The sequence below is a fragment of the Nonomuraea sp. NPDC048826 genome (assembly GCF_043198225.1).
Classification (GTDB): Bacteria; Actinomycetota; Actinomycetes; order Streptosporangiales; family Streptosporangiaceae; genus Nonomuraea.
On sequence record NZ_JBICUQ010000004.1, the window covers coordinates 407,852 to 423,822 of the forward strand.

The following is a 15,971-nucleotide window of genomic DNA, read 5'->3' on the forward strand; positions in this document are numbered from 1 at the left end:
TCTCACCAGTCGCGCGGCGGACGCCGGCGTTCGCCGAGCAGCCATTCGATCATCTGGCGGTGGCGCCTGGCGATCGGGCGGTGCCTGCCGGGGCGCTCGCGCCGCCCGCGGGCCTGCGTCTGCCCTTCCTCCGCGTCCTCCTCCTCCAGGCCCGGGGTGTGACCGCCGCCGAAGCGCGACATGTCGGGGCGGTGGAAACGCCGGGGCTCCTCGTCCCGCAGCGCCCGCCGCATCGACTCCACCCAGATCGGCCCGGGCAGCGAGGCGCCCTGCACCGAGCCGTAGTACTGGTCGCCGATCCGCACGCCTCTGAGCGGGTGCCGGTAGGAGCCGCGGATGTCGCCGACGCTGACGGCGGCGGCGAGGTGCGGCGTGTACCCGGCGAACCAGGCCGAGGTGTAGCCGTTGTTGGTGCCGGTCTTCCCGGCGGCGGGCCGGCCGGGGTCCTGGCCGCGCATCGTGCCCTTGTCGAACACGCCGGTCAGCACATGGCTGACCGCGTCGGCGATCGGCGGGTCGATCGCCTTGCGGCAGCTCGGCCGCACCCGGGTGCGCCGGTCGTTCCTGTCGACGATCTCCACGATGGCGAGCGGGCGGCAGTACTGGCCGCGGGCCGCGAACGTGGCGAACGAGGCGGCGACCGTGAGCGGGTCCATCTCGTTGACGCCCAGCGTGAACGTCGGCACCTCGCGCAGCGGCAGGCCGTCGGCCCTGGTGACGCCGAGCTTCTTGGCGGTCTTGACCACGTCGCAGAGGCCGACCTTGCGTTCCAGCATCATGTAGAAGATGTTGACCGACTTCCAGGTGCCGGTCTCCAGGCTGTGCGGGCCGCCGCCGCTGCCCTCGCCGCTGGCGTTGTACACCTCGGTCGACGGGTCGTTGACCGGCTGGCCGGCGCAGTTGCGGTAGCCCTCCGACGGCACCAGCGAGCCGGGGGTGTCGAACCCGTCGCCGAACCGCCACCCCTCCTTGAGCGCGGTGGCCAGCGTGAACACCTTGAACGTGGAGCCGGCCTGCAGCCCCTGCCCGCCGCCGTGCCGGATGTCGGCGACCAGGTTGTAGGTGGTGCGCGGGCCGCCCTTCTTGCCCGGGCCGACCTTCTTGCTGGCGGCCATCGCCCGGATCCAGCCGGTGCCGGGCTCCACCATCGCCTCGGCGGCCACCTCGGTGTCGGCGGGGTCCACCCGCTCCCTGATGGCCTGCTCGGCGGCCTTCTGCGCCCTCGGGTCCAGGCTGGTCCTGATCACCAGGCCGCCGCGCTCCATGCGGGCCCGCCGGATCGCCGCCGTGCTGCCGAAGACCTCGTTGGTGAGCAGCTCGCGGTGCACGTACAGGCAGAAGTACGGATGCTCGCTCTGCGAGCAGCCGCCGGGCTCGGGCCGCAGCCGCAGCCCGAGCGGGCTCGCCTTGGCCTCGGACGCCGTCTGCGGGGTGATCAGCTTCAGCCCCGCCATCCGGTCGAGCACCAGGTCGCGGCGCTCCTTGAGCCGCGCGCGGTGCGCCCGGCCGATCGACGGGTCGGTCGAGTACGGGGTGCGCACGGCTCCGGCCAGCGTGGCCGCCTCCGTCAGGGTCAGCTCCCTGGCCGTGGTGGAGAAGAACCGCCTGGCCGCCGCCTCGACGCCGTGCGCGCCGGCGCCGAAATAGGCGATGTTCAGGTACTTCTCCAGGATCTGGTCCTTGCGGTACTTGCGTTCGAGCGCCAGCGCCAGCCGCAGCTCGTGCACCTTGCGGGAGATGCTGGGGGCGCGGGCCCGGTCCCGCTCCTGGTCGGTCTCGGCGCGCTCCACCAGGATGTTCTTCACCAGCTGCTGGGTCAGCGAGGAGCCGCCCTGGCGGATCGCGCCGGCCCGGGTGTTGGCGATGAGCGCGCGCAGCGTGCCGATGACGTCCATGCCGCCGTGCTCGTAGAAGCGGGCGTCCTCGATCGCCACGATCGCCCGGCGCATCACCGGCGCCACCCGCGACAGCGGCACCGCGGTCCGGTTGGCCTGGTAGAACTGGGCGAACGTGCGGCCGCTCACGTCCACCAGCCGCGTCACCTCACTGAGCGGCTCCTCGCGCGGGGCGGGCGGCAGGTGGGTGAAGGTGTCGGCGGTGCCTTTCGCGGCCAGGCCCGCCCCGGCGACCACGGGGGCGGCCAGCGCCGCCACCAGCACTCCGCCGAGAGCGCCCACCAGGCCGAGCGTGGCGATGGATGTGCGGACAGTCACGACGTTGATGTACGACCGCCCGATCCCTGGCAAACGCCCGGTTCCTGACTCTTTACTATCCTCTGCTGATGTTCAGACCGAGTGACTGGAACTGCTCGAACGGCCGGTGGTAGCCGCGCTCGATGTGGTGCACGCCGCGCAGCGTCGAGCGCCCGTCGGCCACGGCGGCGGCCAGCACCGCGGAGAACCCGGCCCGGATGTCGGGCAGCGTCACGTCCGCGCCGCGCAGCCGCGACACCCCGCGCACCACGGCCGAGTGGCGGGCGTTGGTGTCGTGGTAGCGGCAGGCCGGGCCGCCGAGGCACTGGTCGAACACCTCGATCTCACAGCCCATGCTCTTCAGCGCCGGCACGTACACCAGGCGGTTCTCGAAGACCGTCTCGTGCAGCACCGACATGCCCTGGCTCTGCGTGAACAGCACCATGAGCGGCGTCTGCCAGTCGGTCATGAACCCGGGATGGGTGTCGGTCTGCACGGCCGCCGCCCGCAGCCCCTCCGGCGGCGCGGTGGCGCACAGGTACTCGTCGTTGATGTCGAACCGGGCGCCCATCCGGGCCAGCGTGGTGATCGCGGTGACCAGGCGGTCCTGCGGGCAGCCGTGCACGCGCACCTCGCCGCCGGTGATCAGGCCCGCCGCCAGGTACGAGAACGCCTCGATGCGGTCGCCCGCCAGCCAGGTCGAGGCGCCGCGCAGCCGCTCCACGCCCTCGATGACGATCCGGCGATCCGGCGACAGCTCGATCCTGGCGCCCATCCGCTGCAGGAACAGCGCCAGCTCCACCACTTCGGGCTCGGTGGCCGCGTTCTTCAGCACGGTCTTGCCCTCGGCCAGCACCGCGGACATGAGGATGGTCTCGGTCGCCCCGACGCTCGGGTACGGCAGCTCCAGGCGGGTGCCGTTGAGCCGTTTGGCCTTGGCGAACACGCCGCCGTCGCCCACCTCGACCTCGGCGCCCATCGCGCGCAGCGCCTCCACGTGGAAGTTGATCGGCCGCCGCCCGATCGGGTCGCCGCCCACCAGCGGCACGAACGCCTCCCCCGCCAGGTGCAGCAGCGGGCCCAGCATGAGGATCGGGATACGGTTCAGCCCGGTGAAAGCGTCGGGCACCCGCGGCCTGATCTCCGGGCCCCGCTCGATGCGGATCTCCGTCCCGCCGATCTCGACGTGGATGCCGAGCGCCTCCAGCATGGCGGCGGTGATGCCGACCTCGCCCACCTCGGGGGCGTTGTGGATGCTGCTCTCACCGCTGCCGAGCATGGCGGCGACCATGTGCTTGGAGACGCCGTTCTTGGACCCGCGGACCACGACATCGCCGCGAAGGGGGCCAGAGGGTTCTATCAACCAGACCTTCTCTTCAATCACGAAGCGAGCCTAACCGGGAGATACCATCGGTCTGGTCCTGCCGGCGATTGAAGGGACGTGGCGTGGCGAGGGAAGTACGCGCGTTCGCGATCACTGCTCTCACACTCGCCGCACTCGGGCTTCCCGCCGGCCTCCTGTGGTCCGCCCTGTCGCCGCGGCCGCCGTACCGCATCATCGACCAGACGCCGACCCTGGCGGACCCCTCCACGCAGGCCCTCATCGCCGCCGACGGCTGGTTCGCCGCGGTCACCGGCGGGCTGGGGCTGGCGTGCGGGGCGCTGGCGTGGTTCCTCAGCCGCCGCGTCCAGCTCCCGGTCGTGCTGGGGCTCTGCCTGGGCGGGATGGCCGGCGCCTTCGTCGCCCTCTGGGCCGGGACGACCTTCACCGTGGGCGTGGTCGCCGTCGAGGCCTCGGCGGCCCCGGGCGTCACCTTCACCCCAGGGCCGCTGGCGCTGACGGCCAAGGGCGTGCTGGTCTCATGGCCGCTGCTCGCGGTCGGGCTGTTCGGCTTCCTGGAAGGCATGCACGGCTACCGCGAATCCCCTCTCCGCAAGCCCCACCCACCCGGCGACACCCACCTCGACGAGACACGTCCCGGCTGACGCCTCGGCGAGGTGTGCCCCGTCAGAGCGGGGGGCGGTGGGTGGCGTGGCCGGTGGCCTGTTCGAAGGCCCTGGCCACGCGGAGGACCCGGGCGTCGGCGAACGGGCGGCCGATGATCTGGACCCCCACCGGCAGCCCCGACGGCGTGAACCCGGCCGGGACGGACGCGGCGGGCGCGTGCAGGACGCTCACCCAGTAGGCCGACCGCATCCACGTCAGGTAGTCGGGCAGCTCCACCCCGTTGATCGCCCGCACGTACGGCTCCTCCACCGGGAACGGAGGCACCTGGCTGACCGGGGCGATGAGCACGTCGTAGGTGTCGAAGAAGGCCGCCATCCGCTGGTAGAGCCTGCTGCGGGCGGTCTCGGCCCGGGCCAGGTCGGCGCCGGTGACCTGGCGGCCCTGCTCGACGTTCCAGGCCGTGTTGGCCCCGAGCCCGTCGAGCCCGCCGTAGGCCAGCGCGTAGAACCACGCCCGGTACGTACGGAAGGCCACCTCGGCGTCGGCCAGGTCCAGCTCGACCTGCTCCACCCGGGCGCCGAGCCGCTCGAACACCGCGGGCGCCGTCGCGGTGACCGCCGCCGTCTCGGCGTCGACCGGCAGGCCGCCGAGGTCGGGGCTCCACGCCACGCGCAGCCCCGCCACCCCCTCCTCCGGCTCGGGCGCGTACGTCTCCTTGATCGCGTACGGCGAGCGCGGGTCGAACCCGGAGATGACCGAGAGCATCAGGCTCAGGTCGTCGACGCTCCTGGCCATCGGCCCCTGGACGGACAGCGTGTACCAGGCCGCGATCTCGGAGACGGCCGGCACCCGCCCCGGCGTCGGCCGCAGCCCCACCACGTTGCAGAACGACGCCGGGTTGCGCAGCGACCCGCCCATGTCGGAGCCGTCGGCCAGCGGCACCATCCCGGTGGCCAGCGCCGCCGCCGCGCCGCCACTGCTGCCGCCGGCGGACTTCGTCAGGTCGTACGGGTTGCGGGTGATACCGAAGACCTCGTTGACGGTGTGGGAACCGGTGCCGAACTCGGGCGTGTTGGTCTTGCCGACGGTGATCGCGCCCGCCGCCCTCAGCCGCCGCACGACCAGGTCGTCCCGCTCCGGCACGTGGTCGGCGAAGAGCGGCGAGCCGTACGTGGTGCGGATCCCGGCGGTGTCGGTGAGGTCCTTGTGCGCGACCGGCACCCCGTGCAGCGGGCCGGTCGGCTCGGCGGCGTCGGCGGCCCGGGCGGCGTCCATCGCCCGCTCGGCGGCGAGCGTGACGATGGCGTTGACGCTCGGGTTGACCTGCTCGATGCGGTCGAGGTGGGCCCGCAGCACCTCGACCGCGCTCACCTGGCGGGTACGGATCAGACGGCTGAGCTCGGTGGCGCTCAGGTAGTGCAGCTCGTTCACCCCGTGATCCTCCCCCACCGGGGGCCGGGCCACGACGGCGAGGTCTGCCCAGGCGACCCGCTCAGCCTGGTGGAACTCCGCCACCGGACACGGTCTCAGGCGCCCAGGCAGGCCGGGCCGAGCAGTTGCTTCAGGTCGCCCATGAGCGCCGGCGACGGCGCCACCCGCAGCCGGTCGTCGACCCGCAGGACCGTCGTCTTGGGGCCGTTGTGGACCTGGAGGTGCACCTCGGACGTGCCGGGGTGGGTGGTCAGGATCTCCTTGAGCCTGGTCACCACGGGGGCGGTGCAGCGGTTGAGCGGCAGGCTCACCAGCAGCGGCCCGCCGGCCTCCTGGGTGAGGTCGGGCGCCGTCACCTCCATCGCGATGATCTTGGCGACGTCCTCGCGCTTGTCGATGCGGCCCTTGACGAAGACGATCGCGTCCTCGGCCAGGATCGTCGAGCAGAGCTGGTAGGCCGACGGGAAGATCATCACCTCGATGGCGCCTTCCAGGTCCTCCAGCTGGGTGAGCACCCAGGTGTCGCCCTTCTTGGTGACCTTGCGCTGGACGCCCGACAGGATGCCGCCGACCGTGACCACCTGGCCGTCGGGGCGGCTGTCGTCCTGCAGCGCCGCGATCGAGCAGTCGGCCCCGGCGGCGAGGATGTGCTCGACGCCGAACAGGGGGTGGTCGGACACGTACAGACCGAGCATCTCGCGCTCGAACTGCAGCAGCGTGGTCTTGTCCCACTCGCCCACCGGGATCTGCACGTCGAAGGTCTGGTCCTCGCCGCCCTCGATCGCGCCGAACAGCGAATCCTGGCCGATGGCCTCGTTCTTCTTGATGTCGATGATCGCGTCGACGGCCTGCTCGTGCACCATGACCAGGCCCTTGCGGACGTGGCCGAGCGAGTCGAAGGCGCCCGCCTTGATCAGCGACTCGATGACGCGCTTGTTGCACACCAGCGCAGGCACCTTGCGCAGGAAGTCCTTGAAGTCGGCGAAGCGGCCCTTCTCCTTGCGCGCGTTGATGATGCCGTCGACGACGTTGGCGCCGACGTTGCGGATGGCCGACAGGCCGAAGCGGATGTCGGTGCCGCGCGGGGTGAAGTCGAAGTCGGAGTCGTTGACGTCCGGCGGGAACACCTTGATGCCCATCCGGCGGCACTCGTTGAGGTAGAGGGCCGACTTGTCCTTGTCGTCCTTGACCGAGGACAGCAGCGCGGCCATGTAGGCGGCGGGGTGGTTGGCCTTGAGGTAGGCCGTCCAGTAGGACACCAGGCCGTAGCCGGCCGTGTGGGCCTTGTTGAAGGCGTAGTCGGAGAACGGCAGCAGGATGTCCCACAGGGCCTTGACGGCGGCGTCGGAGAAGCCGTTGTCCTTCATGCCCTGCTCGAAGGTCACGAACTGCTTGTCGAGCTCGGACTTCTTCTTCTTGCCCATCGCGCGCCGCAGCAGGTCGGCGCCGCCCAGCGAGTAGTTGGCGACCTTCTGGGCGATGGCCATGACCTGCTCCTGATAGACGATCAGGCCGTGGGTCGTGGACAGGATCTCCTGGAGCGGCTCCTCCAGCTCCGGGTGGATCGGGGTGATCTCCTGCTGGCCGTTCTTGCGCAGCGCGTAGTTGGTGTGGGAGTTGGCGCCCATCGGGCCGGGGCGGTAGAGCGCGAGGGCGGCGGAGATGTCTTCGAAGTTGTCGGGGCGCATCAGCCGCAGCAGCGAGCGCATGCCGCCGCCGTCGAGCTGGAAGATGCCCAGGGTGTCGCCGCGGGCCAGCAGCTCGTAGGCCTTGCGGTCGTCGAGCGGGAGCTGCAGCAGGTCGATCTGCTCGCCGGTGGTGGCCTCGATCATCTTCAGGCAGTCGTCGATGATCGTGAGGTTGCGCAGGCCCAAGAAGTCCATCTTCAGCAGGCCGAGCGTCTCGCAGGTCGGGTAGTCGAACTGCGTGATGATCGCACCGTCGGAGTCGCGGCGCATGATCGGGATGTGGTCGGTCAGCACCTCGGCCGACATGATCACGCCGGCGGCGTGCACGCCGGTCTGCCGGATCAGGCCCTCCAGGCCCTTGCCGAGGTCGATCGTCGCCTTGACGTCGACGTCCTCCTCATAGAGCCTGCGCAGCTCGCCCGCCTCGGCGTGGCGGGGGTGCTCGGGGTCGAAGATGCCCGCCAGCGGGATGTCCTTGCCCATCACCGCGGGCGGGAACGCCTTGGAGACCTTGTCGCCGAGCGCGTACGGGTAGCCCAGGACGCGGCCGGCGTCCTTGATGGCGGCCTTGGCCTTGATGGTGCCGAACGTGGCGATCATCGCGACCTTGTCGGCGCCCCACTTCTCGGTGACGTAGCGGATCACGTCGCCGCGCCTGCGCTCGTCGAAGTCGATGTCGACGTCGGGCATGGACACGCGCTCGGGGTTGAGGAAGCGCTCGAAGATCAGGCCGTGCGGGATCGGGTCGAGGTCGGTGATGCCCAGCGCGTAGGCCACCAGCGAGCCGGCCGCGGACCCTCGGCCGGGGCCGACGCGGATGCCGTTGTTCTTCGCCCACATGATGAAGTCGGCGACCACGAGGAAGTAGCTCGGGAAGCCCATCTGGAGGATGACCCGCAGCTCGTTCTCCACCCAGGTGCGGTGCTCCTCGTCGACGCCCTCGGGGAAGCGGCGCTCCAGGCCCTTCCAGACCTCCTGGCGGAAGAACTCCTCCTCGGTCATGCCGTCGGGGACGGGGAAGGTCGGCATGAGGTTCTTGTGCTCGAAGAACCCGGCGGGGTCGACCTTCTCGGCCACCAGGAGGGTGTTGCGGCAGCCCTCGGCCCACAGGTCGGAGGAGTCGACGGCGCGCATCTCGTCGGCGGACTTGATGTAGTAGCCGCTGCCGTCGAAGCGGAACCGGTCGGGGTCGGACAGCTGCTTGCCGGTCTGGATGCAGAGCAGGGCGTCGTGGGAGGCGGCGTCGGACTCGTAGGTGTAGTGGGAGTCGTTGGTGACCAGCGGCGGGATGTCGAGCTCCCGGCTGATGCGGGTCAGCCCGTCGCGGACGCGGCGCTCGATGTCGAGGCCGTGGTCCATGATCTCCAGGAAGAAGTTGTCCTTGCCGAAGATGTCCTGGAACCTGGCGGCGGCCTTGAGCGCCTCGTCGTACTGACCGAGCCTGAGCCTGGTCTGCACCTCGCCGGAGGGGCAGCCGGTGGTGGCCATCAGCCCGTCGGCGTGCTCGGCGAGGATTTCGGCGTCCATTCGCGCCCACTTGCGCACGAAGCCCTCGGTGTAGGCGCGCGAGGACAGCCGCATCAGGTTGTGCAGGCCGGTCCTGTTGCGCGCCCAGATCGTCATGTGGGTGTAGTAGCCGCCCGCGGAGACGTCGTCCTTCTTCTGGTGCGGCTCGCCCCACAGCACGGGCTTCTTGTTGAAGCGCGAGGCGGGCGCGACGTACGCCTCGATGCCGATGATCGGCTTGACGCCCGCGCCGGTCGCCTGCCGGTAGAAGTCGTAGGCGCCGTGCATGTTGCCGTGGTCGGTGATGGCGATCGCCGGCATGCCCAGCTCGCCGACCTGTTTGAACATCTGCTTGAGCCGCGCGGCGCCGTCGAGCATGGAGTATTCGGTGTGCACGTGCAGATGGACGAACGAGTCGCTGGACGACATGGAGCGGCGCCTCCCGGTCTGAACGTGTGGTGTGCGCTCCGACTCTAGTGGTCCGCACCGACACTCCGGGCGTGGTACGGAACGGCGTGCCGGATCCCTCTCCCACGATCGGCGCGGATATCTTCTCAGTGACGGAAAGTCACGAAGGAGACACACCGTGCACATGGAGTCGGACGAGGGCTACCGGCCAGCGCTGGGGAACCGCCAGGTGCAGATGATCGCCATCGGCGGGGCGATCGGCGTGGGCCTGTTCCTCGGCGCCGGGGGGCGGCTGGCGGCCGCGGGACCGGCCCTGGTGCTGTCGTTCGCGGCCGCGGGCGTGGCGGCGTTCTTCGTCATGCGGGCGCTCGGCGAGCTGGTGCTCTACCGCCCCGCTTCGGGCTCCTTCGTGGTGTACGCGGGCGAGTTCATCGGGCCGTGGGCCGCCTTCGCCAGCGGCTGGATGTACTGGCTCAACTGGGCGTTCACCGGCATCGCCGAACTGACCGCGATCGCGGCCTACGTCCACTACTGGGCCCCTGCGTTCCCGCAGTGGGTCACGGCGCTGCTCGCGCTGGCCTTCGTGCTGGTGGTCAACCTGCTGTCGGTGAAGCTCTTCGGCGAGCTGGAGTTCTGGTTCGCGCTGCTGAAGGTGCTGGCCATCGTCACCTTCCTGGTGGTGGGGCTGGTGCTGGTGGTGTTCACGGTCGGGCAGGCGGCGCCGGCCAACCTGGTGTCCCACGGCGGGTTCTTCCCGGCCGGGTTCCCGATGGTGCTGATGAGCCTGCAGTCGGTGGTCTTCGCGTACGCCTCCATCGAGCTGGTCGGCATCACCTCGGGCGAGACGGCCCGGCCGGAGAAGGTGATGCCCAAGGCGATCAACGGCGTGGTCTGGCGGATCGCGCTCTTCTACGTGGGCTCGGTGCTGCTGCTGTCGATGGTCCTGCCGTGGACCTCCTACGAGGCCGGGACGTCCCCGTTCGTCACGGTGTTCGCCGGACTGGGGGTGCCGTGGGCGGCCGACGCCATGAACCTCATCGTGATCACCGCCGCGCTCTCCTCGTGCAACTCGGGCCTGTACGCGACCGGCCGCATCGTCCGGTCGATGGGCCGCAAGGGCGAGGCCCCCGGCTTCACCGCCGGGCTCAGCCGCCGCCACATCCCGATCGGCGGGGTGCTCTTCACGGCGTCGATGTTCCTGGCGGGCGTCGCCCTGTTCTACTTCGTCCCGGAACGCGCCTTCAACATCGCCACCGCGTGCGCCTCCCTGGGCGTGGTCACGACCTGGGGCACGCTGGTCTACTGCCAGCTCCGCCTGCGCCGCACCGGGCACCGCTCCGCCTTCCCGATGCCCGGCACCCCCTACACCAACTGGCTCACCCTGGGCTTCCTGGCCCTGGTGGTGGTCCTGATGCCGTTCGCCGACGAGGACCAGCGGATCGCCTTCTACCTGCTCCCGATCGTCGCCGCGGCCATCGCCGGCGGATGGCTCCTGCTCGGCCTGCGCAGGAGGCGCCTGGCGGCCCTGACCGATCCGGCGGCCGCCCCGGCGGTCAATCCCGCCGAGTGACGTCCGTCCCGCCTTCGAGGCGGGCCAGGTCCTCGCCGGTGAGCCGCAGCGCCCCCGCGGCCACGTTCTCGGCCAGGTGGCCCGGGTCGCCGGTGCCGGGGATGACCAGCACGTGCGGCCCCTGCCGGAGCGTCCAGGCCAGCCGGACCTGCGCGGGCGTCGCGCCGTGGGCACGCGCCACGGCGCGCACGGACTCCGGCTCGGCGGCGACCGCCCCCCGCTCGCGCCCGGCGCCCGCGATCGTGAAGAACGGCACGTACGCGATGCCCTGCTCGCCGCAGGCCCGCAGGAACTCCTGCTCGCCGGCCGGCGCCCCGACCGTGTACGCGTTCTGCACACAGACCACCGGCGCGATCTCCTGGGCCTCCGCCAGGTGGGCGGGCGTGGCGTTGGACAGGCCCAGGTGGCGGACCAGCCCGGCCTCGCGCAGGCCGGCCAGCGCGCCGAAGTGCTCGGCGATCGAGCCGGTGGCGCGGCTCGGCGGGATGCGCAGGTTCACCACGTCCAGGTGGTCGCGGCCGAGCTGGCGCAGGTTCTCCTCGACCTGGCCGCGCAGCTGTCCCGGCGCGGCCCAGGCCCACTCCCCCGACGGGTCCCTGCCCGCCCACACCTTGGTGGCGATGACCAGGTCGTCCGGATAGGGGGACAGTGCGCGGTTGATCAGCTCGTTGGCGGACAGCAGCCGGGAGAAGTAGTACGACGCGGTGTCGACGTGGTTGACCCCGAGCTCGACCGCGCGGCGCAGCACGGCGACCGAACGCTCGCGGTCACGCGACGCGCCGAGATCGAAGGCGGCGCTGCCGGTCAGGCGCATCGCGCCGAATCCGACGCGGTTGACGGTCAGGTCGCCGAGCTTCCAGGTGCCGGCGTGCGTCTGCGTGGTCATGGTGGGCCTCACGTCCTCGAGGGAATCTGGACATGAAAAAGCCTCCCCGGGCGGCCATGGGGCCGTGGGAAGGCTCAGGCGTGCATTCGAGCAGGGCCGGCGGGGCCGCTCGGGAAACGCCGTGGCCGCGGGCGGGGAGGTGATCTACCCTCGAAGGCGGGTTCCGCGAGGTCTCGGGGAGGGCGCGCTGGGCGGGGTGTGGAAGGGCGCCGGGGCAGCACCGGCCGGGACGAGGAAGGCGGCCCGGGTCGCGGTGGCGGCGCTGCTGGGCGCGTCACTGGCCGTGGCGGCGGTGCCGGCGGGCGTGCACGCCGGGCTCGCGTGCGCGTTCCTGGACGCCGGCTGCCCGGTGACGGAGGAGCCCGCGGGGCGGCTCCCCCAGGTGACCAGGCTGACCGCCGCCGAGGTCACGTTCGGCGGCGCGTACGTGGCGCTGGGCGACTCCTACTCGTCCGGCGAGGGCGTCTACCGTCCCGAGGACGCGCGGGTGGACGACGGTGCGGGCCGGTGTCACCGGGCCGTCGGCTCGTACGCGCCGCTCGTGGCGGGCGCCCATCCGTTCGGCGGCGGGACCGGGTTCTGGGCGTGCAGCGGCGCGACCACCGGTCAGCTCCTGCGCGGCCAGCACGGCCAGCGGCCGCAGGTCGAGCGGGTCGGCGCCGGCACGAGCCTGGTGACGTTGAGCATCGGAGGCAACGACGCGGGGTTCGCGCCGGTGCTCACCGGGTGCATCATCAAGCTGCCGTGGTCGTCGGCCTGCGTCGACCAGGACGCGGAGGTGCGGCGGCGGATCGGCGAACTGCGCGCCGGCATGCGGGCCGTGCTGTCGGAGATCAGGGTGCGCGCCCCCGAGGCCAGGATCGTGCTGCTCGGCTACCCGCGCCCGTTCCCCGCCTCCCCCTCGGGGAGCGTGAACAACCTCGGGGTCGCCGACCAGCGGTGGCTCAACGACATGACCCGGCGGCTGAACGACGTGGTGCGCGAGGTGGCCGGCGAGTTCGACCGTGCGATCGTCGCCTTCGGCGGGCCGGGCAGCGTCGAGTACGTGGACGCGTACGAGGCCTTCGACGGCCACGAGGTGGGCCGGCCTCACCCGTACCTCAACGGGCTGATCCTCGACGTGCAGGAGCTGACGGTGGACCCGCGCAGCTTCCATCCGACGGCCGCGGGCTACCGCCGCTTCGCGGAACTGATCAACGAACGCATCGCGGCCGGTCCCGGCCGCCCCATGAACAACGTCCTCGTCAGCACGCGCTGAGGCACGACGCCCGGTCCCGGTGGTCCGGAGCGCCCGTACGGCACTCACGCGTCCGATCGCGGACCAGGAGCGGGCGTCAGCCGAGCGCGTTCTCCTCCGCCAGGTGCAGGCCCGCCTCGATGACCGCGTTCATCACCGGCGCCAGCCGGGCCTCGCCCAGTGTGGGGGCGCGCTCGGCCATGCGGGCCACCAGGGCGCGCTCGCGGCTCAGGTCGCGGCCCGCGAAGCCGCCGATCGGCTTGAGCCGCTGGACGCGTCCCGCCAGGGCGGCGCGGCGCTCCAGGAGGGTGGCCAGCGCGGCGTCCACGCGGTCGATCGCCTGGCGGCACTCCGCCAGCGTGGCCGGGGCCTCCGGCCGGAGCAGGGCGCCGACGAGGGTGACCGCCTCCTCCGCCTCGTCGGCCCCGGCCGGGGACACGATCAGGCCGTCGGCTCCGGCCGCGACGGCGGCAGCCGACAGACCGGGGTCCGCGGTCACGTCCGCCAGCACCGGACGGCCCGACACCGCCCGCGCCTCGCGCAGCAGCCCCAGGTCGGCGTGCTCGCACAGGATCACCTGGCTGCCGGCCTCGGCCGCGCAGTAGTCGGCCACGCCCAGCCACTCCTCCAGGGTGGCCGAGCGGCGGCGCTCCACCACCACCGGCAGCCCCAGGCTCGCCACGGCGCGCACCAGCGGGATGTCCCTGGTCCACGCGCCGCCGACGACCACCCCCCGTGCCCGGGCGGCGATGGCGGGCAGGTCCTCGGCGCTCGCGGGCTCGGCCAGCGTGACGGCGGCGGGCAGGACGGCCCCGGGTTCACGCAGGCTGACCCGGTCGCTGATCACCACGGCGGGCCCTTCGCCCACGGCGTGGCCGCCCAGCGCGACCACATGGCGTTCCAACGTCGATGACATCTCGGCTCCCCATTCGGCCGGCTCACCGGGAGCCGGCAAGAAAACACGAAAGGCAGAGACGAGGCGTCTCTGCCTTTGCTGCCGGCTCCAGGTGGTCGCTAGCTGACGACCGGCTCGCCCGGAGCCGGCTCGGTAAACGCGTAGCGACAAGTCATGAGCACACTTTACACCCTCTCACTCCATCCAGTGGGACGCGCTTCTCGAATAGCGGACTGTCCTTCCGGCGAGTCGCCGTTGATCCCTCGCTATGGGAGTATTTCTTGGCCTAGAGGGAGGGTTTGAGGCCGTTGATGTCGGATCGCAAGCGGGACGGACGCCGCATCGCCGGTCGGTACCACCTGCAGGAACCCATCGGCAAGGGTGGCATGGGCATCGTCTGGCGAGCCCATGACGAACTCCTCGACCGCACCGTCGCGGTCAAGGAAGTCAGATACGCCGCCGCTCTGGGCGACGAGGTGCAGCTGCTGAACCGGCGGACGATGCGCGAGGCGAGGGCTGCCGCCAGGTTCGAGCACCCCAACGTGATCGTCGTGCACGACGTGATCGAGGAGGACGGGCGGCCCTGGATCGTCATGCAGCTCGTCCAGTCCCGTTCCCTCGGCGCGGTGATCAAGCAGGACGGGCCGTTGCAGCCGAAACGGGTGGCGGAGATCGGCCTGGCGGTGCTCGACGCGCTCTACCGCGCCCACGAGTCGGGCGTGCTGCACCGCGACGTCAAACCGGAGAACGTGCTGCTGGCCGACGACGGCCGGGTGGTGCTGACCGACTTCGGCATCGCCACGCTGGAGACGGAGACCCAGCTGACGGTGACCGGCCTGGCCGGCACGCCCGCGTTCATCGCGCCTGAACGGCTGAAGGGGCTGCCCGCGCGGCGCGAGTCCGACCTGTGGTCGCTCGGCGCGACGCTCTACACGGCCGTCGAGGGCCGTTCGCCGCACGAGCGCGGCAACGCGCTGGCCACCATGCACGCCGTCCTCACCGACGAGCCCGACCCCGCCAGGCGCGCCGGCCCGCTCGCGCCGGTGATCGCCGGGCTGCTGTCGAAGGAGCCGGTGCAGCGCCTGACGTACGAGGAGGCGGAGCGGCTGCTGCGGCAGGTCATCGCCGCGGCGAGCGAGCCACCGACGGTGCGCACGGCGAAGATGCCCCGGGTGGCGCCCGCCGAGGACGACATGCCCACCGACCCCAACCTGATGCCGGTGCCCCCGCCGCGCCCGGCGCCTCGGCCCCAGCCCAAGCCCACGTCGCGTCCCTCGACGCCGCCCAGGTCGCCCATCCCGCCTGTCTCCGCCAGGCCGTCCGCGTCGCCCGCGTCGCCCGCGTCGTCCGGGCCGCCGGAGACCGGCGCGCTGTTCACGCCGGCGACGGCCCGCCCGCCGTCGCCACCGCCATCGGACGAGTCCACGATGGACGCCGGCTCAGGCGGCAGACGCCAGGCGCTGCCGGTGATCGCGGCCGTGACCGCCGTGCTCCTGGTCGCGGGCGTCGGCGGCTACCTCGGACTGAGGTCCGAACCCGGAGACTCGCCCACCGACGACCGCGGCACCACGGCGGCCAGCACCGCCCCCGCCGACCCTACCGCCGGGCCCACTGCCGGGCCGACCGACAGCTCGGCGACCGAGCCCACCTCCGCGCCGACCTCGGGCGGGGCGGAGCCGTCCGGGAGCCCGTCCGCCTCGGCCGAGGAGTCAGGGTCGCCCTCGCCCTCCGCCACGCCCACGACGGAGGAGGCCACCCTGCCCAAGGGGTGGAAGTGGCACAAGGACAAGGAGCTCGACTTCACCATGGCCCTGCCGAAGGGCTGGGACGTCTTCAAGCGCGAAGGGTCCCAGGTCTTCTTCCGCGGTCCCGGCGCGGGCTCGAACGCGTTCGTGTCGGTCGACCGGGCCAGGAAGCCCGGCAGCGACCCGGTCAAGGACTGGCGCAAGCAGGAGAAGACGGCCAAGTACGGTTTCGGCGGCTACCAGCTGATCGACATCAAGGCGGTCGACTACCAGAAGGCCGCCGCCGACTGGGACTTCACCTGGAACACCAACACCGGGAAGACGAGGGTCCGCAACCGGGGATTCATCACCGAGAACGGCCGCGGCTACGCCATTTACTGGCATAACCTGGCAAGTCGCTGGAAGAAGGATTACCACTTCTTCGAGACGTTCTGCGCGACCTTCAAACCCGACCAGTAGGCTGCC

Annotated in this window: 10 protein-coding genes; 4 read left to right on the plus strand and 6 right to left on the minus strand. The window is 71.6% G+C overall.

Annotation, left to right across the window (positions count from 1 at the left end):
* Window positions 1–2: 2 nt before the first annotated feature.
* Together ACGFI7_RS16410 and murA are read right to left on the minus strand one after the other, a co-directional pair.
* Window positions 3–2,213, minus strand: coding sequence for a transglycosylase domain-containing protein (locus tag ACGFI7_RS16410; RefSeq protein ID WP_393404853.1), 2,211 nt, complete (start codon window positions 2,211–2,213; stop codon window positions 3–5).
* 55 nt (window positions 2,214–2,268) lie between these two features.
* Entirely contained in the window at window positions 2,269–3,576 is a 1,308-nt protein-coding gene (gene murA, locus ACGFI7_RS16415; RefSeq protein WP_393404856.1) for a UDP-N-acetylglucosamine 1-carboxyvinyltransferase, read from the minus strand.
* Between the two features lie 62 nt (window positions 3,577–3,638).
* Here murA and ACGFI7_RS16420 point away from each other — a divergent pair, with 62 nt between their 5' ends.
* Window positions 3,639–4,178, plus strand: a complete 540-nt coding sequence (locus tag ACGFI7_RS16420; protein ID WP_393404858.1) for a hypothetical protein — start codon at window positions 3,639–3,641, stop codon at window positions 4,176–4,178.
* 22 nt (window positions 4,179–4,200) lie between these two features.
* Here ACGFI7_RS16420 and ACGFI7_RS16425 read toward each other — a convergent pair whose 3' ends face one another.
* Together ACGFI7_RS16425 and dnaE are read right to left on the minus strand one after the other, a co-directional pair.
* Complete coding sequence (locus tag ACGFI7_RS16425; RefSeq protein ID WP_393405683.1) at window positions 4,201–5,571, minus strand: amidase; 1,371 nt, start codon at window positions 5,569–5,571, stop codon at window positions 4,201–4,203.
* Between the two features lie 95 nt (window positions 5,572–5,666).
* Window positions 5,667–9,194: a DNA polymerase III subunit alpha gene (gene dnaE / locus ACGFI7_RS16430; protein WP_393404860.1), complete on the minus strand. Its 3,528-nt coding sequence runs from the start codon at window positions 9,192–9,194 to the stop codon at window positions 5,667–5,669.
* A gap of 163 nt (window positions 9,195–9,357) precedes the next feature.
* Between dnaE and ACGFI7_RS16435 the strand changes: the two genes are divergently transcribed.
* Complete coding sequence (locus tag ACGFI7_RS16435; protein ID WP_393405685.1) at window positions 9,358–10,743, plus strand: amino acid permease; 1,386 nt, start codon at window positions 9,358–9,360, stop codon at window positions 10,741–10,743.
* On the opposite strand, the gene ACGFI7_RS16440 is transcribed toward ACGFI7_RS16435, so the two are convergent.
* Complete coding sequence (locus ACGFI7_RS16440; protein ID WP_393404862.1) at window positions 10,727–11,629, minus strand: oxidoreductase; 903 nt, start codon at window positions 11,627–11,629, stop codon at window positions 10,727–10,729. The genes ACGFI7_RS16435 and ACGFI7_RS16440 overlap by 17 nt on opposite strands.
* 139 nt (window positions 11,630–11,768) lie before the next feature.
* Here ACGFI7_RS16440 and ACGFI7_RS16445 point away from each other — a divergent pair, with 139 nt between their 5' ends.
* Window positions 11,769–12,887 carry an SGNH/GDSL hydrolase family protein gene (locus ACGFI7_RS16445; RefSeq protein WP_393404864.1) on the plus strand — a complete coding sequence of 373 codons (1,119 nt, stop codon included), beginning with the start codon at window positions 11,769–11,771 and terminating at the stop codon, window positions 12,885–12,887.
* A gap of 76 nt (window positions 12,888–12,963) precedes the next feature.
* Here the strand turns inward: ACGFI7_RS16445 and ACGFI7_RS16450 are convergent, their stop codons facing one another.
* The gene (locus ACGFI7_RS16450) at window positions 12,964–13,782 is read right to left on the minus strand and encodes a chorismate mutase (RefSeq protein ID WP_393404866.1); all 819 of its coding nucleotides are present in this window, start codon (window positions 13,780–13,782) and stop codon (window positions 12,964–12,966) included.
* Between the two features lie 290 nt (window positions 13,783–14,072).
* On the opposite strand from ACGFI7_RS16450, the gene ACGFI7_RS16455 reads away from it, so the two are divergent.
* Window positions 14,073–15,965, plus strand: coding sequence for a protein kinase (locus ACGFI7_RS16455; RefSeq protein WP_393404868.1), 1,893 nt, complete (start codon window positions 14,073–14,075; stop codon window positions 15,963–15,965).
* The last annotated feature ends 6 nt before the right edge of the window (window positions 15,966–15,971 follow it).